Source organism: Microbacterium sp. A93 (assembly GCF_051842835.1).
In genome coordinates this window covers 187682-208325 of record NZ_JBPXMT010000014.1, presented here as the reverse complement: position 1 = coordinate 208325, position 20644 = coordinate 187682, and the positions used below count along the sequence as shown (strand labels likewise).

The following is a 20644-nucleotide window of genomic DNA, read 5'->3' as shown; positions in this document are numbered from 1 at the left end:
CGAGTACCCGAACGAGAACGCGTCCCGCCCGGCCGGCGACCCACCGGCTGGTGGAGCGCCCCGGCCCCTGCGCAAGGTCCTGATCGCCAACCGGGGGGAGATCGCGGTGCGTGTGGCCCGCGCCTGCACGGACGCGCAGCTGACCTCCGTGGCGGTCTACTCGGACCCGGACGCGGACGCGCTGCACGTGCGCCGCGCGGACGAGGCCTACGCCCTGGACGGCCGCTCGGCCCCCGAGACGTACCTGGACATCAGCAAGCTGCTGGACGTGGCCCGGCGCTCGGGCGCGGACGCGGTCCACCCCGGCTACGGCTTCCTGTCCGAGAACGCGGACTTCGCCCAGGCCGTGATCGAGGCCGGTCTGACGTGGATCGGCCCCTCGCCGGAGGCCATCCGCTCCCTCGGGGACAAGGTGTCCGCCCGCAGGATCGCCGTGGCCGCCGGGGCACCACTGGTCCCGGGCACCGACGGGCCGGCCGAGGACGCCACCGCGGTGCGGGCCTTCGCCGAGGAGCACGGCCTGCCGGTGGCGATCAAGGCCGCCTTCGGCGGGGGCGGGCGGGGCATGAAGGTCGCGCACCGGATGGAGGACATCGAGTCCGCGTTCGAATCGGCCGTGCGGGAGGCCGTGATGGCGTTCGGGCGCGGGGAGTGCTTCGTGGAGCGGTTCCTGGAGAGGCCCCGGCACGTGGAGGCCCAGGTGCTGGCGGACACCCACGGCACGGTGGTGGTGGTCGGCACCCGCGACTGCTCCCTGCAGCGGCGCCACCAGAAGCTCGTGGAGGAGGCGCCCGCCCCCTTCCTGACCCGGGAGCAGCGCGAGAGCATCCACGCCTCCGCGCGGGCGATCTGCCGCGAGGCCGGGTACACCGGGGCCGGCACGGTCGAATACCTGGTGGCCCCGGACGGGCTGATCTCCTTCCTGGAGGTGAACACCCGCCTACAGGTGGAACACCCCGTCACCGAGGAGACCACCGGGGTGGACCTGGTCCGCGAGCAGTTCCGCATCGCCGCGGGGGAGCGGATCACCCTGACCGAAGACCCCGCCCCGCTGGGACACGCCTTCGAGTTCCGGCTCAACGCCGAGGACCCGGCCCTGGGCTTCCTGCCCACGCCGGGGACCATCGAGTCCTTCGAGGCCCCCACGGGTGCCGGCGTGCGCGTGGACACCGGGGTGCGCTCCGGCTTCACGGTGCCCGCCGAGTATGACTCCCTGCTGGCCAAGCTCATCGTCTGGGGCGAGGACCGGCAGCAGGCGATACGGCGCTCCCGCGTGGCCCTGCAGGAGTTGTCCATCCGCGGCCTGCCGACCGTGGTCCCGTTCCACCAGGCCGTGTTGGACCACGCGGACTTCACCTCCCCGGACGGGCTCGGCGTCCACACCACCTGGATCGAGTCCGCGTTCGCCCCCGATCTGGAGGCCTCGCCCTACGTGGCCGCGGCCGCCCCCGGCGCTGAGCGCACCGAGCTGACGATCACCGTGGACGGCCGGGCCGTCAGTCTCGGGCTGCCCGCTGAGCTGGTCCGCGCACTGCGCAGCGGCGGCGGCGCGGAGGAGGTGGCGCGGGGTGAAACCGGGCCCGACGGCGGCGGCGCACCCGCCGCGGCGGGTGCCGGGGCCGGCGTCGTGCCCGCGCCGATGAACGGCACCGTGGTGAAGTGGCTCGTTGAGGACGGGGCTGAGGTGACCGCGGGGCAGGACCTCGTGGTGCTGGAGGCGATGAAGATGGAGACCGCGGTGCCCTCGCCGGGGGCGGGGGTCTTCTCCCGCGCGGCGGTCGGGGCCGGCGACCAGGTCACCCGCGGGCAGGAGCTGGGCACCCTTGGCTGAGGACACCGGGGGCCGGCCCCCGTCCGCGAGCGCCGCACGGGTCCGCACCGCCGCACACGCCCACACCGGCGCCTGGCTGGCCCAGGTCCTGCGGGAGAGGATCTCCCGGGGCGAGCTGCCGCCGGGCACCAAGCTGGCCGAACAGGCGCTGGCCGAGCAACTGGACGTCTCGCGGAACACCCTGAGGGAGGCCTTCGGCACGCTGAGCGCGGAATCGATCGTGGAGCGGGTGCCCAACCGGGGGGTCTTCGTGGCCAAACCGGAGGCGGGGGACGTCCGTGAGATCTACCGGATCCGCCGCATGATCGAGCCGGCCGCCCTGCTCTGGGGAGACCTGACGGAACCGGCGCTGGCCGAGCTGGAGGAGATCGTGGGACGCGCAGTCGCCGCCCTCGAGGCCGGGGATGTGCTCGGGATGGCGGACGCCAACCAGCAGCTCCACGGCGCGATCGTGTCCCTGGCCGGCTCCCCGACCCTGTCCACGGTCATGGACCAGACGCTGGCGCGGATGCGCCTGGTGTTCAACCGGATGGCAGATGCCCCCGATTTCCACACGGCCTACGCCGAACGCAACCGGCACCTCATCGGGCTGTTGCGCGCTGGCCGGCGCGAGGAGGCGGCCGCGGGACTGCGCTCCTACCTGGACGCGGCCGAGAGTGAGCTGCTGGACCACCTGCACCACTGGGGGCGCTGAGGGTCACGGCACCAGGTAGTCGGTGTCCCGGGCGTCGGTGATGAGCATGTGCCCGGGGGCATGGCCGATCGCCAGCGGGGGCCGGGACTCCATGACGGCCGCCTGAGGGGTCACCCCGCACGCCCAGAACACGGGGAGGTGACCCTCCGGGATCCGCACCGGGTCGCCGAAGTCCGGCGCGGAGAGGTCTGCGATCCCGAGCTCGCCCGGTGCCCCCACGTGCACGGGGGCCCCGTGGACGGCCGGGTAGCGCGAGGTGATGCGCACGGCGTCCGCCACCTGGGAGGCCGGGACCGGGCGCATCGAGACCACGAGCGGGCCGGCGAGGTCCCCGGCCGGGGCTCACCGGATGGAGGTGCGGTACATCGGCACGTTGACGCCCTGGTCCTGATGGGCTACCGGGACGTCGCCGGCCACCAGTGCGGCCTCGAAGGTGAAGGAGCAGCCCACGATGAACGTGACCAGGTCGTCCCGCCAGTAGCCCGTGATGTCCGTGGGCTCGGCCACGGGCACGCCGTCCTCGTAGACCACGTACTTCGGCACGTCCGTGCGGATGTCCCCGCCGGCCAACAGCCCCGAGGTGCCCTGGCCGGCGTCGAGCACCCCCAGCAGGGGCATGGGCTTGGGGTTGCGCTGGGCGAAGAGCAGCAGGTCGAAGGCGTGGGACGCCGGGACGATGATCAGGTTCGCCTGCGCGAATCCCGTTGAGACGCCCGACGTCGGCCGCACCAGGCCGGCGCGGAAGCGCGCCCGGGCCTCGGCGGGGGAGAGGCGCGCGAGGTCTGAAGGGTCTGGCAGGCCGGGCACGGTGGACCGGTCGGTGTGGACGTGAGGCATGCGGGTCAGCCTCCCGTGAGCAGGCCGATGGCAGGCTCGAAGGAGATGACGGCCAGGAACACGGTGACCAGCCACACCGCCACGCCGATCACGATGAGCCAGCGCGGGTACCGGTAGCCGTGGAGCAGGTCCCGGCGGCGGATGGCGACCCACAGCAGGACGGCGAAGCCGATGGGCAGGATCAGTCCGTTGAAGGCACCGGCGAAGACCAGCAGGGTCTGCGGGGCCTGGCCCAGGAACAGGTAGACCACGGCGCACACGGCGATGAAGGCGACCGTGAGCAGGTTGCGCCGGCGGGGGCTGCCATCGGTTTTCGTGATGAAGGAGATGGAGGTGTAGGAGGCGCCGATCACCGAGGTGACGGCGGCGGCCCAGAGGATGACACCGAACATGCGCAACCCGATCTCGCCGGCCGCGTGCTGGAAGGCCTCGGCGGCCTGGTTGTCACTGGTCAGCGCCACACCGCCGGCCACCACGCCGAAAATGGCCAGGAAGAGCAGCACGCGCATGATGCCGGTGACGATGATCCCCAGGACGGAGGTCCCGGTGATCTCGCGGACGGCCTCCGGGCCGCGGACGCCCGAATCGATCATGCGGTGGGCGCCGGCGTAGGTGATGTAGCCGCCCACGGTGCCGCCCACCAGGGTGGTGATGATCAGGAAGTCCACGGTCTCCGGCATGACGGTGTTCTTCAGGGCCTCGCCGACGGGAGGGGCGGCCACGATGGCCACGTAGAGCATGAGCAGGATCATGACGGCACCGAGCATCACCACGATCCGGTCCAGGGCCATGCCGGCCTTCTTGGACAGGAAGATGAGGATGGCGACGGCGGCCGAGACCAGGCCGCCGATCTTCGGGTCCACCCCCAGCATGGCGTTGGCGCCCAGACCGGTGCCGGCGATGTTGCCGATGTTGAAGATGGCCCCGCCCACGAACACGAGGGCCGAGAGCACCCAGCCGATGCCGGGCAGGACCTTGTTGCCGAGTTCCTGGGCGCGCAGGCCGGAGACCCCGATGACACGCCAGACATTCAGCTGCACGGCGATGTCCACGAGGATCGAGATCAGGATGGCGAACGCGAAGGCCGCCCCGAGCTGGACCGTGAACGTGGTGGTCTGGGTGAGGAAACCCGGGCCGATGGCGCTCGTGGCCATGAGGAACATGGCCCCCAGCAGGGCCGTCCGGTGGGCGTTCTTCGGCCGTCTCGGCCGCTGCGAGCGCTGGGGCCGCTCAGCCGGTGACGGTGCGGCGTCTTGGGTCTGTGCTGGTTCCTGCATGGGTACCTCCCAGGGTGGACGTGACGCGCATCACTGGACGGGTCTCGGGGAACACTGCCGGTTGTTGAACAATCCGCGCAAGAGATTGTTCAACAATGATGCGGGTGTGGGTGCCTTGAATCGGCTCTGCGGTGGGGGCCAGACTGGTGACATGGCCACGAAGAAGCAATCCCAGGAATCCGACGCACCGCAGATCAAGGACGAGGAGATGTACGAAGCCCTCCGCGAGGACGGCGCCAGCAAGGAGAAGGCGGCGCGCATCTCGAATGCGGCTGCCAAGGAGGGCCGCTCCGAGGTGGGCGAGCGCGGCGGTGAGTCCGGGTCCTATGACGACTGGACAGTCGAGGAGCTCAAGGACCGGGCCAAGGAGCTGGACCTCACGGGGTACTCCGACCTGCGCAAGGACGAACTGATCAAGAAGCTACGCAACCACTAGCCTTCGGCTGTCAGCCCCGCCGGACAGGAGGCGGATCAGGGACCGGTCGGGTTGGCCCGTCAGGGACATGACCCGCCCTTTCTCGAACAGGTCCACCACCCGGGGGTCCACATAGGACTCCCGGGCCACGGTGGGCGTGTTGTGGAGCAGGTCGGCGCTGGCCTGCACGGCGATCTTCACGGCCTCCGGCGAGGTGATGCCGGCGCGGTGTGATCGCGCCAGGGACCGCGCCGCGGCCACGGTGCCCTGCCAGGTGCGGAAGTCCTTCGCCGTGAACTCCAGGCCGGCGATCTCTGTCAGGTAGTCGTTGACGTTCGCCGCCGTCACGCCCTTCCACTCGCGGCGCCGGCCAGCCCGGACAGGATAGGCCACGGCCGGTGCCGTGCGCGGCGTCGCCGGGATTCCGGCGAAGAAATCCGCGAGGTCGCGGTCCCGCAGGGTCACGTCCCATTCGCTGCCGGACTTGCCGCGGAAGACCAGATGCACATCCGTGGCCTGGACCTCCACGTGCCGCCGCTGCAGGGTCGTGGCACCGAAGGCCTCCAGCTGGCCCGCGTGCTCGGAACCACCCACGCGTAGGGAGCCGCGGTCCATCAGCCGGACGGCGGCGGCCAGCGAGCGACGCCGCCCCGTCCCGTCCGGTCCGGCCCGTCCGCCCTGACGGTCCATCCGCAGATCCCGGGTCAGGTGCCGGCGCAGGGCCGGCAGGGTTTCTGCGAAGGACAACGACCGCTCGAATTTCTCCGCATCCCGACGCGCCCGCCACTGTGGGTGGTAGAGGTACTGGGTCCGGCCGGCGTCATCCATCCCCGTGGCCTGGATGTGGGCATTCTCCTCGCCGGCGATCCAGACGTCGGTCCAAGCCGGCGGGATCGCCAACTCCCGGATGCGCTCCAGGGTCTTGGCGTTGGTGATGCGGCGGCCGTTGGCCCCACGGTAGGCGAAACCGCTTCCCGCCCGAAGACGGGTGTAGCCCCCTGATCCCGGGGTGGACCTCCGCAGCCGGGACATGTCAGGCGCTCTTGCGGCGGGTGCCAGTCTTCTTGGGGGTGCTCGTCTTGGAGGTGCTCGTCTTGGGGGTGCTCTTCTTGGACGCAGTCTTCTTCGAGCCGGTCTTCTGGGTGCCGCTCTTTTGGGGCGTGGTCTTCTTTGAGCCGCTCGTCTTCGCGCCTGCTGTGGAACCGGTGCCGGAGGATGATCCCCGGGCCGGCGTCTTGCGGCCACCCCGCTTCTTGTCCAGGGACGCCTTGAGCGCCTGCATCAGGTCGATGACCTCGGCATCCTCACCCTCACCCTCACCCTCACCCTCACCCTCACCCTCACCATCGGAGTCCTTCGGGGATTCGCCGAAGGTCGCCTCCGTGTCCAGGGCCTCGCCCTGGTCGAGCTTGGCGTCGATCAGCTGGCGCAGCTCCACCTGGTAGGAGTCCTCGAACTCCTCCGGCGTGAAGTCGGAGGCGAACTGGTCCACCAGGGCCGCCGCCAGCTTCTTCTCCTTGGTGCCGATCTTCGCCCGGGACCGGGTGGCGGGGAAATCCACCTCGCGGACCTCATCCGCCCACCGGATGTCCTGCAGCACCAGGACGGCGTCCTGGACGCGCAACACCCCCAGTCGGGTCTTCTGGCGCAGCGCGAAGGTGACCACGGCCGTGCGCTCGGTGTCCTGGAGCGCCTGCCGCAGCAGCAGGTAGGACTTCGGGGATTTGCTCTGCGGCTCCAGGAAATAGCTCTTGCCGAGGGTGATGGGATCGATCTGGTCCGAGGGGACGAACTGGACCACCTCGATCTCATCGTTCTGCGCCGCGGGCAGGGAATCGAAGTCCTCGTCCGTGAGCACCACCGTCTGCTCGCCGTCCTCGTAGGCCTTGTCGATGTGCTCGTAGTCGACCTTCTTGCCGCAGACCTCGCATCGGCGTTGGTAGCGGATCCGCCCGCCGTCGGCATCGTGGACCTGGTGCAGGGCCACATCATGCCTCTTCGTCGCGGAGTACGCCTTGACAGGGACGTTCACCAGGCCAAAGGTGATAGATCCAGACCATACGGCTCGCATGTCGGTCAGCCTAGGCCGTCTGAGCCCGTTCCGGGAGGGGTCACATGGCACGATCCGCGCGGCAGACCTACACCGTCGGCGAACGCAGGCTCTCCGTCTCCAGTCTGGACAAGGTGCTCTATCCGGCCACGGGGACCACCAAGGCCGAGGTGATGGAGTACTACCTGGCCGTGGCCGGCGTCCTCATCCCCCAGGTGGCCCAGCGGCCGGTCACCCGGAAACGGTGGGTGGACGGGGTGGGCACGGCGGAGCACCCCGGACAGGTGTTCTTCCGCAAGGACCTGGAGGATTCGGCCCCGTCCTGGATCCCGATCGGGCGGCTGGCGCATTCCGACCACACCAACACCTACCCGCTGGCCGATGAGCCGGCGGTGCTGGCCTGGTTCGCCCAGGTGGCGGCGTTGGAGCTGCATACCCCGCAGTGGCGCTTCGGCCGGAACGGCCAGCCCCGCAACCCGGACCGGCTGGTGCTGGACCTGGATCCGGGGGAGGGGGCGGGGCTGGCCGAATGTGCCGAGGTGGCCCGCTGGTGCCGGGAGATCCTCGCCGGCATGGGCCTGGAGGCCTACCCAGTGACCTCGGGATCCAAGGGCATCCACCTCTATGCCGGGCTGGACGGCAAGCACAATGCGGACGCCATCAGCCAGGTCGCCCATGAGTTGGCGAAGGCCCTGGAGGCGGACCATCCGGGCGAGGTGGTCTCGAGCATGCGCAAGTCCAGCCGCACGGGGAAGGTGTTCGTGGACTGGAGCCAGAACAGCAGCTCCAAGACCACCGTGGCCCCCTATTCGCTGCGCGGCAGGGACCGGCCCTACGTCGCGGCGCCACGCACGTGGGAGGAGCTGGAGGACCCGCAGCTGCGCCACCTCGAGCTTCAGGAGGTGCTCGGCCGGGTCGCTGAGGGGATCGATCCGCTGGCCCCGTTGGGGTGGGTGCCGGAGGACGGGACCGGGGACGACGCCGGCCCCTCGCCGGGTGCTGCGGGCGGCGGTGGCGCCGCCGCCGGCTCCACTGAGGCGATCGACCGCCTGGCGAAATACCGCTCCATGCGGGATGCCGGCAAGACCGCCGAGCCGGTGCCGGAGCACGCCCCGGTCCCGCGGGATGCCACCGAGGCGGAGCCACCGACCTTCGTCATCCAGGAACACCATGCCCGGGGGTTGCACTGGGACTTCCGGTTGGAGCATTCCGGGGTGCTGGTCTCCTGGGCCGTGCCCAAGGGGCCACCCCTGGACACGGAGGCCAACCGGCTGGCCGTGATGACCGAGGACCACCCCCTGGAGTACGGCACCTTCGAGGGCACCATCGCGAAGGGCGAGTACGGGGCCGGAGAGGTCACCATCTGGGACGCCGGGACCATCGAGATCGAGAAATGGCGGGAGGGCCAGGAGGTGATCGCGGTGCTGCACGGCCGTCCGGAGGGCGGCCTGGGTGGCGTGCCGCGGCGCTACGCACTGATCAACGCGCCGGGGATGGGCGGGGAGAAGAACTGGTTGATCCACCTCATGAAGGACCAGCCGGAGGCCGGCGGGGCCGGGCCTGCCGCGAAGAGGCCGGCCCGCGCACCGGGCCGGCAGGCCGCCAGCACCGGCACGGTCCCCGCTGATCAGCAGGAGTTCACCGTCGCCGACCTCCCCGCCCCCATGCTGGCCACCGCCGGGCGGCCAACCGATCTCACGGCGGATGAGGATTGGTCCTACGAGATGAAGTGGGACGGCTACCGCCTGCTGGCCGGGGTCGCCCCCGGTCGGCTGATCCTGGCCAGCCGCAACGGCAAGGACCTCACCGCCGACTACCCCGCCCTGAGGGAACTCACCGGGTTGCTCACGGGGGAGGCGGCCGAGCGTGGCGGGGCGATCCTCGACGGAGAGCTGGTGGCCTTGGACGCCTCGGGGCGTCCCGATTTCGGCCTGCTGCAGGAGGCCAGCGGCCGCACGAGCCGCGGGCGGCGCCGGTCCGGGCGGGCGGGGCCTGCTGGGCATGCTGCGGACGGGATCGAGCTGCGGTACCTCGTGTTCGACATCCTCCAGCTGGGTCCGCCCGGTGCACCGGCGGCTCAGGTCCGCTCCCTGCTGGACACCGCCTATGGCGAGCGTCGGGAGATCCTGGGCGCCGCCGTCGGGAACGGGGAGGTGGTGGCGGTGCCACCGGGCCACCGTGGCACCCTGGCCCAGGCCCGCCGGGCCAGCGCCGAGCTCCAGCTCGAGGGGGTGGTCGCCAAACGGACGGACTCCACGTACCTGTCCGGCCGCCGCGGGTCCGCGTGGATCAAGCTGAAACTGCAGCAGCACCAAGAGGTGGTGGTGATCGGGGCCCGGCACGGTCAGGGTGGCCGGGCCGGCGGCATCGGTTCGCTGCTCGTGGCCGTGCCGGACGAGGCGGGCCAGCTGAGCTACGCCGGCCGGGTGGGGACGGGATTCTCGGCGGACCAGCTGCGGGAGGTGCAGGAGACGTTGCGGCGGATCGAACGCAAGACCCCGCCGGTCCAGGACGTCCCGGCCGAGGACCGGGCGGATGCCTGGTGGGTGCGGCCCTCGCTCGTGGGCGAGGTCACCCTCGCGGGCAGGACCCGCGCCGGCCGGCTCCGGCAGGCGGCCTGGCGCGGCTGGCGCCCGGACAAGTCTCCGGAGCAGGTGCGGTGGGAGACGGGATGACCGGGCACGGGGACGGGGACGGCGAGACCCTGCGGCGCGAGACCACGGGGGAGAAGCAGGACCGCAACTGGAACGACCTGCTCCAGGAGCTGCGGGTGATGCAGACCGGGACGCAGATCGTCACCGCGTTCCTGGTGACCCTGCCGTTCCAGGCACGGTTCGACGACCTCGCCGGTGACCTGATTGGCTGGTATGTGGCGCTGTTGGTCGCCGCCGTCCTGTTGACCGTGCTGATGCTGCTGCCCGTGGCGATCCACCGCCGCTTCTTCGGCCAGCACGTCAAATACCGCACTGTGCAGATGGGCCACCGGGTGATGCGGATCTGTCTGGTGGGCATGGGGTTGCTGCTGGCCGGCTGTGTGGCCTTCATCGCCCATGCCCTGGTGGACCCGGTGGGCGCGTGGTGGGTCACCGGGTCCACAGCCGTGGTGATCGGACTCGTGCTGATCGTGCTGCCCCCGGTGCTGCGCCCGGACGGTCCCTGACGGTGGTGGTGGCAGCCGGTGGAGGCCGGTGGTGGGCTGTGCTGGAGCCGGCTCAGCCGGCGGCGTGCCCGTCAGCGACCGCCAGCGCCTGGTCCAGGATGTCCAGCCCTTCGTTCAGCACCTCGTCCGGGGTGTTCAACGGCGGCGCGATGTGCAGGCGGTTCTCGCTCACGAACGGCAGCAGCCCGAGCTTCTTGCACTCGGCGGTGAGGGCTCCCATGGCGGCACTGTCCAGCGGCACCTTGGTGGTGCGGTCCGTGACCAGCTCCACCGCCCAGAACGCCCCGAGGCCGCGGACGTCGCCCACGGAGGGATGGCGCTCCATCAGCTGGCGCAGGCGCGGGGCCAGGATCTCGGTACCGATCCGTGCGGCGTTCTCCACCATGCCCTCGTCCTTCATGGCGTTGATGGTGGCCACGGCGGCCGCGCAGGCCAGCGGGTGGCCGGAGTAGGTCAGCCCGCCAGGGTAGGCGCGGTCGGCGAAGGTCTCGTAGACGGCGCCGGAGATCGCCACGCCGCCCAACGGCACGTACCCGGAGTTGACGCCCTTGGCGAAGGTCAGCAGGTCCGGCACCACACCCCAGTGGTCCACGCCGAACCAGCGGCCGGTGCGCCCGAAGCCCACCATGACCTCGTCGGCGATGAACAGGATCCCGTACTTCCGGGTCAGTTCCCGCACCCCCTCCATGTACCCGGCCGGTGGGACGAAGATCCCGGCGGTGCCCGGTACGGATTCCAGGATCAGGGCGGCGACGGTGCCGGGGCCTTCCAGCTGGATGACCTGCTCGAGGTGCTCCAGCGCGCGCTCGGTCTCCTGCTCCGGGGTCTCGGCATGGAAGGAGCTGCGGTAGGGGTACGGCGGGAAGAAATGGGCGACGCCGGCCGCGCCCCGATCCGAGGCGAAGCGCCGTGCGCTGCCGGTCACGTTGACCGCTAGGTCCGTGCCGCCGTGATAGGAGCGGTAGGCCGAGAGGACCTTGGTCTTGCCGGTATGCAGGCGGGCCATGCGGATGGCGTGCTCCACGGCCTCGGCGCCGGCATTGGTGAAGAACACGTGGTCCAGGTCCCCGGGGGCCAGCTCGGCCACGAGCCGGGCTGCCTCGGAGCGGGCGTCGTTGACGTGCGCGGGGGCGATCGTGGCGATCTTCGCCGCCTGCTCCTGGATGGCGGAGACGACCGCCGGATGGGAGTGGCCGATGTTGGTGTTGATCATCTGGGAGGAGAAGTCGATCAACCTCCGGCCCTCCCCGTCCCAGACGTGGGAGCCCTCTGCCTGCACGATCGTCATCGGGGTCAGGGCCCCTTGCGCGCTCCATGAGTGGAACACGTGGGATCGGTCCAGGTCATAGGCTGTGCGGCCGGCCGTCAGTAGGTCCTGGCTGATGGTCGGGTCCGGGGTCACGGGCTGGATGGTCATCGACTCTCCTGACGCTGGTGGCGGGCGGCGGCGGTGCCGGCGGCCTGCGGGCTGTGCGGTTATCCGGTGTGGTGCAGGACACCACTGGGCTCCAGCATGCCCGATCGGGTGCGCGGAAGGGGAACCGGGTTGCCGGCCTGCCGTCACAGTCCGCCCCGTTCACAGGGTGACATCGGTGCCGGGATCCCCTGCGATGATGGGATAATCACCCCCATGGACCCCGTGACTGAGACCGTTGACGTGGCCCGGGACGCTGATCAGACGGCGGAGACGGGTCTGGCGGGCGTCCGCTGGCTGTCCTCCCGGGAGCGCCGTGCCTGGCTGACCCTGGTGGCCACCCACATGCAGCTCATGCCCACCCTGGAAGCGGATCTGCAGCTCGAGGGCACCGTCAGCTTCTTCGAGTACCAGGTGCTGGCCATGCTCTCCGAGAGTGGTGATTCGCTGGCCATGAGTGAACTGGCCGCGCGGACCAACTCCTCCCTGTCCCGGCTGTCCCACGTGGCCCGCAAGCTCGAGAGCCGCGGTCTGATGGCGCGGAGCCCGTCCAGCGAGGATGCGCGCGTCACCATGGCGAAGATCACGGAGGAGGGGATGGCCGAGATCACGCGGCTGGCCCCGTTCCACGTGGCCAGCGTGCGTGCTCGCTTCCTGGACAGCCTGGATGATCAGGATCTGGCCGATCTCGGCCGGATCGGGTCCAAGATCCTGGCCCATCTGGATCCGGAGCACTGGGTCTTCCGGGATCCGGCCCTCGCCGATGACCAGCCTCAGCTGGCCTGAGGGCACCCGCACCCCGGTCGCCGTTGCAGTCTGGTGAGGCCATGACTGCTGGCGTACCCTCATGCCATGGAGCGAGCACCGCAGACCGAGAGTCTGGATTCCCGGGACTGTTGGCGGCTGTTGGGATCAACTCCGATCGGGCGGCTGGCCATCGTGATGAAGGATGGCAGCCCCGGTATCTTTCCGGTCAATTTCCGTGTCCATCAGGACGGCATCGTGTTCCGAACGGCCGAGGGCTCCAAACTCGCTGCCGTGGACACCGGCGCGCTGGTGGCCTTCGAGGCTGACAGCGTCGACGTCGCGACGGGAGAGGTGTGGAGCGTGGTGGCCCGAGGCTGGGCCGCCGTCTTGCCTCCGCACGATGACCTCGCCCGGAAGGCGTCAGGCATGCTGTTCTCCTGGGAGGCCGGGGAGAAGGACCACATCGTGCGGATCACGCCGGAGGTGATCACCGGGCGGCGTTTCCGGCTGCAGATTTCGAACGGTTCGGACCTCTCGCTCGACGAAGCCCTCCGGGCGGGACTCGAATAGGGGTAGCTGGCCGGAGAGGAAGCAGGACATGCGTACGTGGAGCGACCTGACGTCACGTCAACAGACGGTGGTCCTGATCGCGGCCTCCGTGCAATTGTCACTGGCAACCACCGCCTGGATCGACCTGGCGAACCGGCCTGCCCACCTGGTCAACGGCTCCAAGGGCCTCTGGGGCCTCACGATCGGGCTGAACTTCGTTGGTCCCGTGCTGTATTTCACCGTTGGCGTGCGGCGGCCGCACTGACCTACCTCTAGTGGCCCTCCCGGTGGACAATCAGCACGGGGCAATGCGCATGTGCCCCTACGGTGGAGCTGACTGAGCCCAGCAGGAGGCCGGCGAACCCGCCCCGGCCACGACTGCCCACCACGAGCATCCGAGCGCCTTCACTGAGCTCGACCAGCAGCTGTGCCGGCTGGCCCTGCCGAACAGTTGGTGCCACCCAGTCAGGCACCTCATCTCCGAAGACCGCTTCGATCACCTCGTCCAACACCTGTTGTGCGTCCGTCTGCGGATTCCACTCGTAGGGTTCAGGGATCGGGCCGGTCATGGCAGGCCACTGCCAGGCGACGACGGGTTGCAGCGGTGCGCCGAGCAATTCAGCCATCTCCCGAGCCTGTCTCAGGGCCTCCGTCGAGGCGTCCGACCCATCGACCCCCACGACGACGACTTTCGATGTCCCCATTGGTCTCTCCTTGTCACCGGCCCCCTGGGAGCCCGCCCTGATCCCGGGAGGCCGTCCATGTGCGATCAGATTAGAGCTCCGTTCGGGCCGGACACAATATCCGCTACACCGGTGGCCTGAGGTTGAGGTGCCCACACCGTCGTCAGGTCGTCAGGCTGGTTTGAAGGATCCACGCCGGTGTCCTAAGATGGAACGGCGTTAAGCCACGTTGTGTGGTGGTGTGCCCGTGTCCGCACAGGCTGCCTCCACACCGGAGAACAACGTGCTTCCCGTAACCGGATCCCCGGCCCGCCTTCACCGGCATGGGCAGGGGACTCACCGTCTTCCCCCGCGATCTAGGGCACTTCGGCTGGCTCTCACCCAGTCTGGTTACCCTTCGGAAAGTCGCAGTAAGAGCGCGGTGTCACAACTGGTGGCGGGACTCGTGGAGCGCCCGGTCCGTCCGGAGGTTCCACAACGGGTTCCGCCCGTTCTTTACTACTACTTGCAACGAGGAGTGATCATGGCAGCTAACTGCCAGGTAACCGGGGCTGGGCCAGGTTTCGGCCACAGCATTTCCCACTCGCACCGTCGCACCAAGCGTCGGTTCGATCCGAACATCCAGAAGAAGACCTATTGGGTCCCGTCCTTGCGCCGCAACGTCACCCTGACGCTGTCCGTCAAGGGCATCAAGACCATTGACGTGCGCGGGATCGACGCCGTCATCGCCGATCTGCTTGCCAAGGGAGTGAAGCTCTGACATGGCTAAGGATAAGGACGTACGTCCCATCATCAAGCTGAAGTCCACCGCCGGTACCGGGTTCACCTACGTGACCCGCAAGAACCGCCGCAACACCCCGGACCGCATCGTGCTCAAGAAGTACGATCCGGTCGCCCGCCAGCACGTCGATTTTCGAGAGGAGCGCTGAGGCATGGCCAAGAAATCCATGATCGCCAAAAATGAGCAGCGTAAGGTCATCGTTGCCCGCTATGCCGAGAAGCGTCTGGAGCTGAAGAAGGCTCTGGTAGACCCGAAGTCTTCCGACGAAGCTCGCGAGGCCGCTCGCGTGGGCCTGCAGAAGCTGCCCCGCGACGCCTCTCCGGTGCGTGTCCGCAGCCGTGACTCCATCGATGGCCGCCCGCGCGGCACCTTCCAGAAGTTCGGCATCTCGCGTGTCCGCTTCCGGGACATGGCTCACCGCGGCGAGCTGCCCGGCATCACCAAGTCCTCCTGGTGATCACTGGCTAGAGAGCCGGTGAAGGTACCGTCGAGCACCGGACACACCATCCGAAGGGGTGGCAGACCATTGGGTCTGCCACCCCTTCGGCGTTGGAGGCGGCGTCAGCGAATCGGGGTCTCAACCAGTTCTCAGTCGGGTGTCAGTCCGGGTGTCAGCAGGGACCTCGGCCGGAGACCCGGACGCCATCTCCGGCCGCGGTTCATGGGCTGTAGAGGTCCCGAAACCGGGAATTTTCTCGGTTTTCCCTCGAAATCCGCGTGTTTCCGCCCTTTTGAGGCGTGTATTTGCGGTTACGGGTGGTAGTTTTCGAAGCACGCACCCGGATCTGACGGTTCGGGCCAAGGCAAACCACCATCGAAGTCCAGGAGGACACATGGCTATGAACCGCAGCGAATTGGTCGCCGCCGCCGCCGAGAAGACCGGCAACTCCCAGGCCGCCGTCAACGGCGTGCTGGATGCAGTTTTCGAGATCTTCACCGCTCAGGTCTCAAAGGGTGAGAAGGTCACCATCCCCGGCTGGCTCGCCGTGGAGCGCACCGACCGCGCCGCCCGCACCGGCCGCAACCCGCAGACCGGCGAGTCCATCCAGATCCCGGCTGGCCACTCGGTCAAGATCTCGGCTGGCTCCAAGCTGAAGGCTGCTGCCACCGGCAAGTGACCCGGCTCGGCCCGCACCCGGACCCCGCTGGGGGACCGGCCGCAGGCCGCCGTTCGAAGGCGCCCCACCTCGTGGGGCGCCTTCGGCGTTTAAGGGGCCGTCTGCACCGCACTTTGTGGTCACCGAGAGTTTTTCTACAACCGGTAGAACACGCGTAGAATGGAGCACTGGCTGATGGCCCAGCGGCAGGGAGGTGTTCGGTGTCCACTCGCATGGCAGCACGCCCTGCGCCGGTCCGCGGCACGTCCCGGTTGCTCCGCGGCTGGGCCGCGGCCTTCGTCGCCACCCTGCTGGCGGCCGGCTCCCACACGGTGGCGAACCTGGTGGAGTCGGGAGCCTCCCATGCCGCGCACGACGCCGGCCCCGCCCCGATCCTCTGGATCCTCACCCTCGCGCTGGCTGGCCCGGTGTGCACCGCACTCGCCGGGCGTCGGCTGTCCTGGTGGCGACTGTCCGCCGGGGTCGCCGCCAGCCAACTGCTGTTCCACTGGCTCTACTCCGCCACCGCTGTACCTGCCGCCGCGCCGACCCTGACCGGACTCCACGGAGGGCATGGGGCCCACGCCGGACATGCGGAGAGTATGATCGCCGTCGCCGCCGTCGGCGCCGGTGCCGGGACAGCGGCTGGGACGGAGACGGGGGTCGGCGCGGCCCTGCACGCGGACTCCCCGGTCATGGTCGCCGCGCACCTGGTGGCCGCCGTGGTGACCGTGGTGGTGCTGCGCCGCGGGGAGGTCCTCGCGGGCCGGGTGGCCGAACTCGCCGTGGGACTGATCCTGCACTCGCCGGGTGCCCGGCTCGCCCAGTGGATCCCCGCCGTCCCGGTCCGCCGGATCTCTGCGGCGCACCTGACAGTGGTGCACCCCACGGGCGATGTCCTGTTGCCGTCCCTGAGGCTGCGCGGACCGCCCGAGGGGTTGCAGCTCGCCCTCGCCGCCTGAGCGTCCCATGACCCGCCGGCCGGCTCGAGCCATACCCCTCCCAGCGGACCCCTCCCCGGCGCCTGACGGTGCCGGGTCGAAAAGGACATCATGACCATGCATTCAGTAACCCACCAGTCTGCCCAGCCCGCCCACCACGCCAGCCGCACTCAGGGCTCCCCCTCAGCACGGTCCTGGCGGCGTCGTCACGCCGGCGCGCCCTGGGCTGGCGCCGCCGCCGTCTCAGCAGCTGCCCTGCTCGCACTCGCCACGGCCAGCCCGGCCTCCGCCCACGATCAGCTGCTCTCCGCCTCCCCGGCGGCGGGCACCGCGGTGATCAAGACACCGAGCGAGCTCAACCTCACCTTCTCCGGCAACCTGATCACCGGCGAGGGCATCTCCAACGTCGCCACCGTGACGGATGAGAACGGCCACCAGTGGCAGGATGGAGAGGCTGCGGTTTCCGGTCCCGAGCTCAGCGCGGCCCTGTGCGAGGGCATGCCCAACGGTGAATACGCGGTCAGCTACCGCGTGGTCTACTCGGACGGTCACTCGGAGGAGAAGAGCTATGACTTCACCCTCGAGGACCCGAGTGCCCCCGAGGAGGGGGTGCCGGAGGACTGCGGTGTGGTGAACCCTGACGCCCCGGTCTCCTCGGACGCCACGGCCCAGGACTCCAGTACGGATGACGGCGCCTCCGCAACCGCCGGCACCGGCGGGACGTCTGCCACGGAACCCGCGCCTTCCGGCTCCGCGGCGGGCACCGCCACGGACAGCACCACCCAGGATCCCGGTGAGGCCACGGCAGAGGGCAGCCAGGCCCCCGCGGCGGCCGTGCCCGGCTGGGTCTGGGCCGCAGCGATCGGCGGCGTGATCGTGGTGCTGCTGGCCATGCTCATGGTGTTCCGCAAGGCCAAGGGGATCGACACCGGATCCGACGCATCGGACCGCGGTGGTCCCGGGACCGACCACCAGTAACCCCCGCCGACCATCCCCGGGAGGCACGGTACGGCCGACGCCTCCCGGGGCAGCCGCCGGGCCCCGGACGGTCGAGTGCCGGTAGCGGCCGGGACACCGCGAGAGAATGGACACTGTGACTTTTCCGAGTACTGCGAGTGCGTCGAGTTCCACGAGGACTGCCGGGCGGGACGTCGGCGTGCCGGCCTGGCTGTGGCCTGTGGTCGGGGTGGTCGGCGCCGTGGTGTTGGTCCTGGCCGCCGCCTGGACCGGCATCACCGCCGTGGACGATCTCTCCGACCCCGGTCCGCTGACGCGCTGGGGCCTGCCGATCGCGGAGCTGGTGCACAACCTGGCCATGCCCACAGCGGTGGGCTCGCTGATCTTCGCCTGCACCATCATGCCGCCGCAGTCCGGCGGCACCCGGGGTGGCCGGCCGCACCGGGCGGACGCCGGGGCAGCCGGTGGCGCCCACGCCGAGGAGGCCGAGCACCCGGCCTTCACCCGCCTGATGCACGTGGCCACCGTGTCCTGCGTGGTCTGGACCGTCTCGGCGCTCGCCGTGCTGGTGCTCTCCTACTCCGATCTGGCCGGGATGGCCCTGGACCCCGGGCCCAGCTTCACCTCCGGGCTGGTCGGCTACCTGCAGGACATCTCCGTGGGCCAGGCCTGGACCGCCGTCACGGTGGTGGCCGCCGTGGTCACCTCGCTCACCCTGGCGGTCCGCTCCAGCACCGGACTGGCCTGGACCGCACTGCTCGGCCTGATCGGCATCGTCCCGCTGGCCCTCATCGGACACTCGGCCTCCGGGGATGACCACAACGGCGCCGTCAACTCGATCGGCCTGCACCTGTTGGGGGTGGTGGTGTGGGTCGGCGGCCTGATCGTGCTCGCCCTGGTCTCCCCGAGGCTGACCGGGCCGGACGGCGCCACCGGCAAGGCCTCCCCCCACCGCGAAGGCCCGGAACCACTGGTGTACACGGTGGTCTCGCGCTACTCCCTGCTGGCCGGGCTGGGCCTGGCCACCGTGGTGCTCTCCGGGATCGTCAACGCCGCCATCCGGATGAACACCCTCGAGCAGCTCCTGAGCCCCTACGGCCTCCTGGTGCTGGCCAAGCTGGTGGGCTCCCTGATCCTGGGGCTGATCGGTCTCATGCACCGGAGCTGGATCATCCCGCGGCTGGCCACCGGAACCAGCGCACCGCCCGCCGCGGGCCAGCGGCTGCTCTGGCAGCTGATCGCGGTGGAGGCCGCGATCATGGCCGCGATCATGGGCCTGGCCACCGTGCTGAGCCGCACCTCACCGCCGGTGCCGGAGGAGCTCCCACCGGACGCCACACCCGCCCGCATCCTCAGCGGCTATGACCTGCCGCCGGAACTGACCTTCCAGACCTGGTTCACGCAGTGGCGTTTCGACTGGCTCTGGGTGGCCATCATCGCGTTCCTGGCCGTGTGGTACCTGCGCTCCGCCCTCCGGCTGCACCGGCGCGGGGACGGTTGGCCCGTGCTGCGCACCGCCTCCTTCCTGCTCGGGCTGGCGATCCTGTTCTGGGTGACCTCCGGTTCCCCGGCCGTCTACGGCAGGGTCCTGTTCAGCGCCCACATGGTGGCTCACATGACGCTGACCATGATCTCGCCGATGTTCCTGGTCCTCGGGGCCCCCGTGACCCTGGCACTGCGGTCCCTGCCGGCCCGGATGGACGGAACCCGCGGGCCCCGGGAATGGATCCTGTGGCTCGTGCACTCCCCGTTCGCCAGGTTCATCACCCACCCCGGGGTCGCGGCCGTGAACTTCGCCGGCTCGATCCTGGTGTTCTACTACACGCCGATCTTCGGGTTCGCGCTCGAGGCGCACCTCGGCCACGAGTTCATGAACGTGCACTTCCTGCTGACGGGCTACCTCTTCGCCTCGGTGATGATCGGGATCGACCCCTTGCCGCGCAAGGTGCTGTACCCCATGCGGTTGGTCATCCTGCTGGCCACCATGGCCTTCCACGCCTTCATCGGCGTGGCCATGACCTCCTCCGAGTCCCTCCTGGAGGCCTCCTGGTTCGGCTCCACCGGCCGCGACTGGGGGCTCTCGGCGATCGCCGACCAACAGATCGGCGGCGCCGTGATGTGGGGCATCGGCGAGGTGCCCACGGTCCTGATGGCCGTGATGGTGTCCGTGATGTGGTCCCGCAGCGACGCCAAGGAGACCAAGCGCCTGGACCGCAGGGCCGACCTCAACGACGAGGCCGAACTCAAGGCGTGGAATGCCATGTACGAAGATCTCGCCGACCATGAGGAGCCCCGCCGATGACCGGCCTCACCCCCCGCCGCCCCCCGCGATCTCTGCTGGCCTTCGGCCTGGCCGGCGCCCTGCTGCTCACCGGCTGCTCGGCGGACTCAGGGAATTCCGAGGACAACGACGGCGGCGTCCCCGCCAATCCGCATGGCATCACCTCGGCAGCCCCCTCGGGAACCGCGCCCGCGGTGCCGGGCGCCCCCTCCTCCGGTGCGCCGGACGCGTCCGGTGAGGGGCCGGCGTCGGGAGCGTCCTCCGGTGGGGCCTCCCCGGGCGAGGCCGCCGAGGCGCGGGCCGACCAGCAGGCCGTGGGCGCTGCGGCCGAGCGGGCCGCGAGCTTCGGATTCGTGAACCAGGTCTCGGCCACGGACACGGCCATCGCCGACACCCGTCAGGAGGCCCAGCTGCGCCGGACCAACACCTCCGGGACCACCGTGGAACCGGCCGGTTGCAAGGCGCCGCTGACCGCCGTGGACTGGTCGCCGATCCAGATGGCGGGCGCGGACGCCTCCCGGATCGACTTCGGCTCCGAGTCCTTCGCCGGCACCGGAACCGTGGAGGTCGCCTCCCAGGAGGACGCCGCCCTGGTCCGGGAGCACCGGGAGAACGTGGAACGACTGGTGGCGGACTGTCCCGAGCTGTCCATGACCGTCACAGACCAGGACCAGCAGGCCGCCACCTTCGATGTCACCGCGCGGTCCTCCGAGGCGGCAGGCCAGGCGGTGGACTCCGGCCTGGTGTGGACCCGCACCCCGGCCGGCGGGGGAGCGGAGACCACGGCACAGGTGCTGATCGGTCAGACGGCCGAGCACGTGGTGATGGTCTCCTTCATCGGTGGCTCGGAGGTGGCCGGCGAGGAGTTCACCACCATGGCCGAACAGATCCTGGCCGCGGCGGAGGCCAGCCTCGGGCGCTGAGCCCGGG

The 20644-nt window shown here is 70.0% G+C and carries 21 protein-coding genes and 1 pseudogene; 16 read left to right on the top strand and 6 right to left on the bottom strand.

The features are described from left to right. The first annotated feature begins 67 nt into the window (after positions 1-67). Positions 68-1831 (top strand): acetyl/propionyl/methylcrotonyl-CoA carboxylase subunit alpha, encoded by a 1764-nt coding sequence (locus ACSU1G_RS29445; protein ID WP_439284373.1) that lies wholly within the window; start codon positions 68-70, stop codon positions 1829-1831. Beyond that, on the top strand, positions 1824-2525 hold the full coding sequence (locus tag ACSU1G_RS29440) for a GntR family transcriptional regulator (protein ID WP_439284333.1): 702 nt from the start codon (positions 1824-1826) through the stop codon (positions 2523-2525). The genes ACSU1G_RS29445 and ACSU1G_RS29440 overlap by 8 nt, the downstream gene beginning before the upstream one ends. 3 nt (positions 2526-2528) lie before the next feature. Here ACSU1G_RS29440 and ACSU1G_RS29435 read toward each other — a convergent pair. Together ACSU1G_RS29435 and ACSU1G_RS29430 are read right to left on the bottom strand one after the other, a co-directional pair. Beyond that, a pseudogene (locus ACSU1G_RS29435) lies at positions 2529-3362 on the bottom strand (putative hydro-lyase). Between the two features lie 5 nt (positions 3363-3367). Continuing rightward, positions 3368-4639: an NRAMP family divalent metal transporter gene (locus tag ACSU1G_RS29430; protein WP_439284331.1), complete on the bottom strand. Its 1272-nt coding sequence runs from the start codon at positions 4637-4639 to the stop codon at positions 3368-3370. 151 nt (positions 4640-4790) lie between these two features. On the opposite strand from ACSU1G_RS29430, the gene ACSU1G_RS29425 reads away from it, so the two are divergent. Further along, positions 4791-5075: a DUF7218 family protein gene (locus ACSU1G_RS29425; RefSeq protein ID WP_439284329.1), complete on the top strand. Its 285-nt coding sequence runs from the start codon at positions 4791-4793 to the stop codon at positions 5073-5075. On the opposite strand, the gene ACSU1G_RS29420 is transcribed toward ACSU1G_RS29425, so the two are convergent. Then, the gene (locus tag ACSU1G_RS29420; protein ID WP_439284327.1) at positions 5061-6086 is read right to left on the bottom strand and encodes a DNA topoisomerase IB; all 1026 of its coding nucleotides are present in this window, start codon (positions 6084-6086) and stop codon (positions 5061-5063) included. The genes ACSU1G_RS29425 and ACSU1G_RS29420 overlap by 15 nt on opposite strands. A 1-nt stretch (position 6087) precedes the next feature. Further along, the gene (locus ACSU1G_RS29415) at positions 6088-7125 is read right to left on the bottom strand and encodes a Ku protein (protein ID WP_439284326.1); all 1038 of its coding nucleotides are present in this window, start codon (positions 7123-7125) and stop codon (positions 6088-6090) included. 44 nt (positions 7126-7169) lie between these two features. Between ACSU1G_RS29415 and ACSU1G_RS29410 the strand changes: the two genes are divergently transcribed. Both ACSU1G_RS29410 and ACSU1G_RS29405 read left to right on the top strand, forming a co-directional pair. After that, entirely contained in the window at positions 7170-9779 is a 2610-nt protein-coding gene (locus ACSU1G_RS29410) for an ATP-dependent DNA ligase (protein WP_439284324.1), read from the top strand. Next, complete coding sequence (locus ACSU1G_RS29405; protein ID WP_439284322.1) at positions 9776-10264, top strand: DUF6328 family protein; 489 nt, start codon at positions 9776-9778, stop codon at positions 10262-10264. Before ACSU1G_RS29410 ends, ACSU1G_RS29405 begins: the two co-directional genes overlap by 4 nt. A gap of 52 nt (positions 10265-10316) precedes the next feature. Here ACSU1G_RS29405 and ACSU1G_RS29400 read toward each other — a convergent pair whose 3' ends face one another. After that, positions 10317-11681, bottom strand: coding sequence for an aspartate aminotransferase family protein (locus ACSU1G_RS29400; RefSeq protein ID WP_439284320.1), 1365 nt, complete (start codon positions 11679-11681; stop codon positions 10317-10319). Between the two features lie 213 nt (positions 11682-11894). On the opposite strand from ACSU1G_RS29400, the gene ACSU1G_RS29395 reads away from it, so the two are divergent. The 3 genes from ACSU1G_RS29395 (at position 11895) to ACSU1G_RS29385 (ending at position 13239) form a co-directional block, all read left to right on the top strand. Beyond that, positions 11895-12464 (top strand): MarR family winged helix-turn-helix transcriptional regulator, encoded by a 570-nt coding sequence (locus ACSU1G_RS29395; protein ID WP_439284318.1) that lies wholly within the window; start codon positions 11895-11897, stop codon positions 12462-12464. A 66-nt stretch (positions 12465-12530) separates the two neighbouring features. After that, positions 12531-12995, top strand: coding sequence for a pyridoxamine 5'-phosphate oxidase family protein (locus ACSU1G_RS29390; protein ID WP_439284316.1), 465 nt, complete (start codon positions 12531-12533; stop codon positions 12993-12995). A gap of 28 nt (positions 12996-13023) precedes the next feature. Further along, a complete protein-coding gene (locus ACSU1G_RS29385; RefSeq protein WP_439284314.1) occupies positions 13024-13239 on the top strand; it encodes a hypothetical protein in 216 nt (71 codons plus the stop codon). A gap of 7 nt (positions 13240-13246) precedes the next feature. Here the strand turns inward: ACSU1G_RS29385 and ACSU1G_RS29380 are convergent, their stop codons facing one another. Then, complete coding sequence (locus ACSU1G_RS29380; RefSeq protein ID WP_439284312.1) at positions 13247-13678, bottom strand: universal stress protein; 432 nt, start codon at positions 13676-13678, stop codon at positions 13247-13249. A gap of 502 nt (positions 13679-14180) precedes the next feature. Between ACSU1G_RS29380 and rpmB the strand changes: the two genes are divergently transcribed. The 8 genes from rpmB to ACSU1G_RS29340 all read left to right on the top strand — a co-directional run bounded on the left by rpmB (position 14181) and on the right by ACSU1G_RS29340 (position 20637). Next, positions 14181-14417: a 50S ribosomal protein L28 gene (gene rpmB / locus ACSU1G_RS29375; RefSeq protein ID WP_439284310.1), complete on the top strand. Its 237-nt coding sequence runs from the start codon at positions 14181-14183 to the stop codon at positions 14415-14417. 1 nt (position 14418) lies between these two features. Then, positions 14419-14586 carry a 50S ribosomal protein L33 gene (gene rpmG, locus ACSU1G_RS29370; RefSeq protein ID WP_439284308.1) on the top strand — a complete coding sequence of 56 codons (168 nt, stop codon included), beginning with the start codon at positions 14419-14421 and terminating at the stop codon, positions 14584-14586. 3 nt (positions 14587-14589) lie between these two features. Next, positions 14590-14895, top strand: coding sequence for a 30S ribosomal protein S14 (gene rpsN, locus ACSU1G_RS29365; RefSeq protein ID WP_439284306.1), 306 nt, complete (start codon positions 14590-14592; stop codon positions 14893-14895). Positions 14896-15271: 376 nt separating this feature from the next. Further along, a complete protein-coding gene (locus ACSU1G_RS29360; protein WP_439284304.1) occupies positions 15272-15556 on the top strand; it encodes an HU family DNA-binding protein in 285 nt (94 codons plus the stop codon). Positions 15557-15756: 200 nt separating this feature from the next. Continuing rightward, positions 15757-16497, top strand: coding sequence for a hypothetical protein (locus tag ACSU1G_RS29355; protein WP_439284302.1), 741 nt, complete (start codon positions 15757-15759; stop codon positions 16495-16497). Between the two features lie 90 nt (positions 16498-16587). Next, entirely contained in the window at positions 16588-17454 is an 867-nt protein-coding gene (locus ACSU1G_RS29350) for a copper resistance CopC family protein (protein WP_439284300.1), read from the top strand. A 106-nt stretch (positions 17455-17560) separates the two neighbouring features. Beyond that, positions 17561-19735, top strand: a complete 2175-nt coding sequence (locus tag ACSU1G_RS29345) for a cytochrome c oxidase assembly protein (RefSeq protein ID WP_439284298.1) — start codon at positions 17561-17563, stop codon at positions 19733-19735. Further along, positions 19732-20637, top strand: a complete 906-nt coding sequence (locus tag ACSU1G_RS29340; protein ID WP_439284296.1) for a hypothetical protein — start codon at positions 19732-19734, stop codon at positions 20635-20637. The genes ACSU1G_RS29345 and ACSU1G_RS29340 overlap by 4 nt, the downstream gene beginning before the upstream one ends. Positions 20638-20644 lie beyond the last annotated feature (7 nt).

Excerpts from the sequence above, each read along its gene's own strand:
- ACSU1G_RS29430 (WP_439284331.1), bottom strand. The coding sequence starts at position 4,639 with ATGCAGGAACCAGCACAGACCCAAGACGCCGCACCGTCACCGGCTGAG.
- ACSU1G_RS29425 (WP_439284329.1), top strand. The coding sequence starts at position 4,791 with ATGGCCACGAAGAAGCAATCCCAGGAATCCGACGCACCGCAGATCAAG.
- ACSU1G_RS29420 (WP_439284327.1), bottom strand. The coding sequence starts at position 6,086 with ATGTCCCGGCTGCGGAGGTCCACCCCGGGATCAGGGGGCTACACCCGT.
- ACSU1G_RS29415 (WP_439284326.1), bottom strand. The coding sequence starts at position 7,125 with ATGCGAGCCGTATGGTCTGGATCTATCACCTTTGGCCTGGTGAACGTC.
- ACSU1G_RS29410 (WP_439284324.1), top strand. The coding sequence starts at position 7,170 with ATGGCACGATCCGCGCGGCAGACCTACACCGTCGGCGAACGCAGGCTC.
- ACSU1G_RS29405 (WP_439284322.1), top strand. The coding sequence starts at position 9,776 with ATGACCGGGCACGGGGACGGGGACGGCGAGACCCTGCGGCGCGAGACC.
- ACSU1G_RS29400 (WP_439284320.1), bottom strand. The coding sequence starts at position 11,681 with ATGACCATCCAGCCCGTGACCCCGGACCCGACCATCAGCCAGGACCTA.
- ACSU1G_RS29395 (WP_439284318.1), top strand. The coding sequence starts at position 11,895 with ATGGACCCCGTGACTGAGACCGTTGACGTGGCCCGGGACGCTGATCAG.
- ACSU1G_RS29390 (WP_439284316.1), top strand. The coding sequence starts at position 12,531 with ATGGAGCGAGCACCGCAGACCGAGAGTCTGGATTCCCGGGACTGTTGG.
- ACSU1G_RS29385 (WP_439284314.1), top strand. The coding sequence starts at position 13,024 with ATGCGTACGTGGAGCGACCTGACGTCACGTCAACAGACGGTGGTCCTG.
- ACSU1G_RS29380 (WP_439284312.1), bottom strand. The coding sequence starts at position 13,678 with ATGGGGACATCGAAAGTCGTCGTCGTGGGGGTCGATGGGTCGGACGCC.
- rpmB (WP_439284310.1), top strand. The coding sequence starts at position 14,181 with ATGGCAGCTAACTGCCAGGTAACCGGGGCTGGGCCAGGTTTCGGCCAC.
- rpmG (WP_439284308.1), top strand. The coding sequence starts at position 14,419 with ATGGCTAAGGATAAGGACGTACGTCCCATCATCAAGCTGAAGTCCACC.
- rpsN (WP_439284306.1), top strand. The coding sequence starts at position 14,590 with ATGGCCAAGAAATCCATGATCGCCAAAAATGAGCAGCGTAAGGTCATC.
- ACSU1G_RS29360 (WP_439284304.1), top strand. The coding sequence starts at position 15,272 with ATGGCTATGAACCGCAGCGAATTGGTCGCCGCCGCCGCCGAGAAGACC.
- ACSU1G_RS29350 (WP_439284300.1), top strand. The coding sequence starts at position 16,588 with ATGACCATGCATTCAGTAACCCACCAGTCTGCCCAGCCCGCCCACCAC.
- ACSU1G_RS29345 (WP_439284298.1), top strand. The coding sequence starts at position 17,561 with ATGGACACTGTGACTTTTCCGAGTACTGCGAGTGCGTCGAGTTCCACG.
- ACSU1G_RS29340 (WP_439284296.1), top strand. The coding sequence starts at position 19,732 with ATGACCGGCCTCACCCCCCGCCGCCCCCCGCGATCTCTGCTGGCCTTC.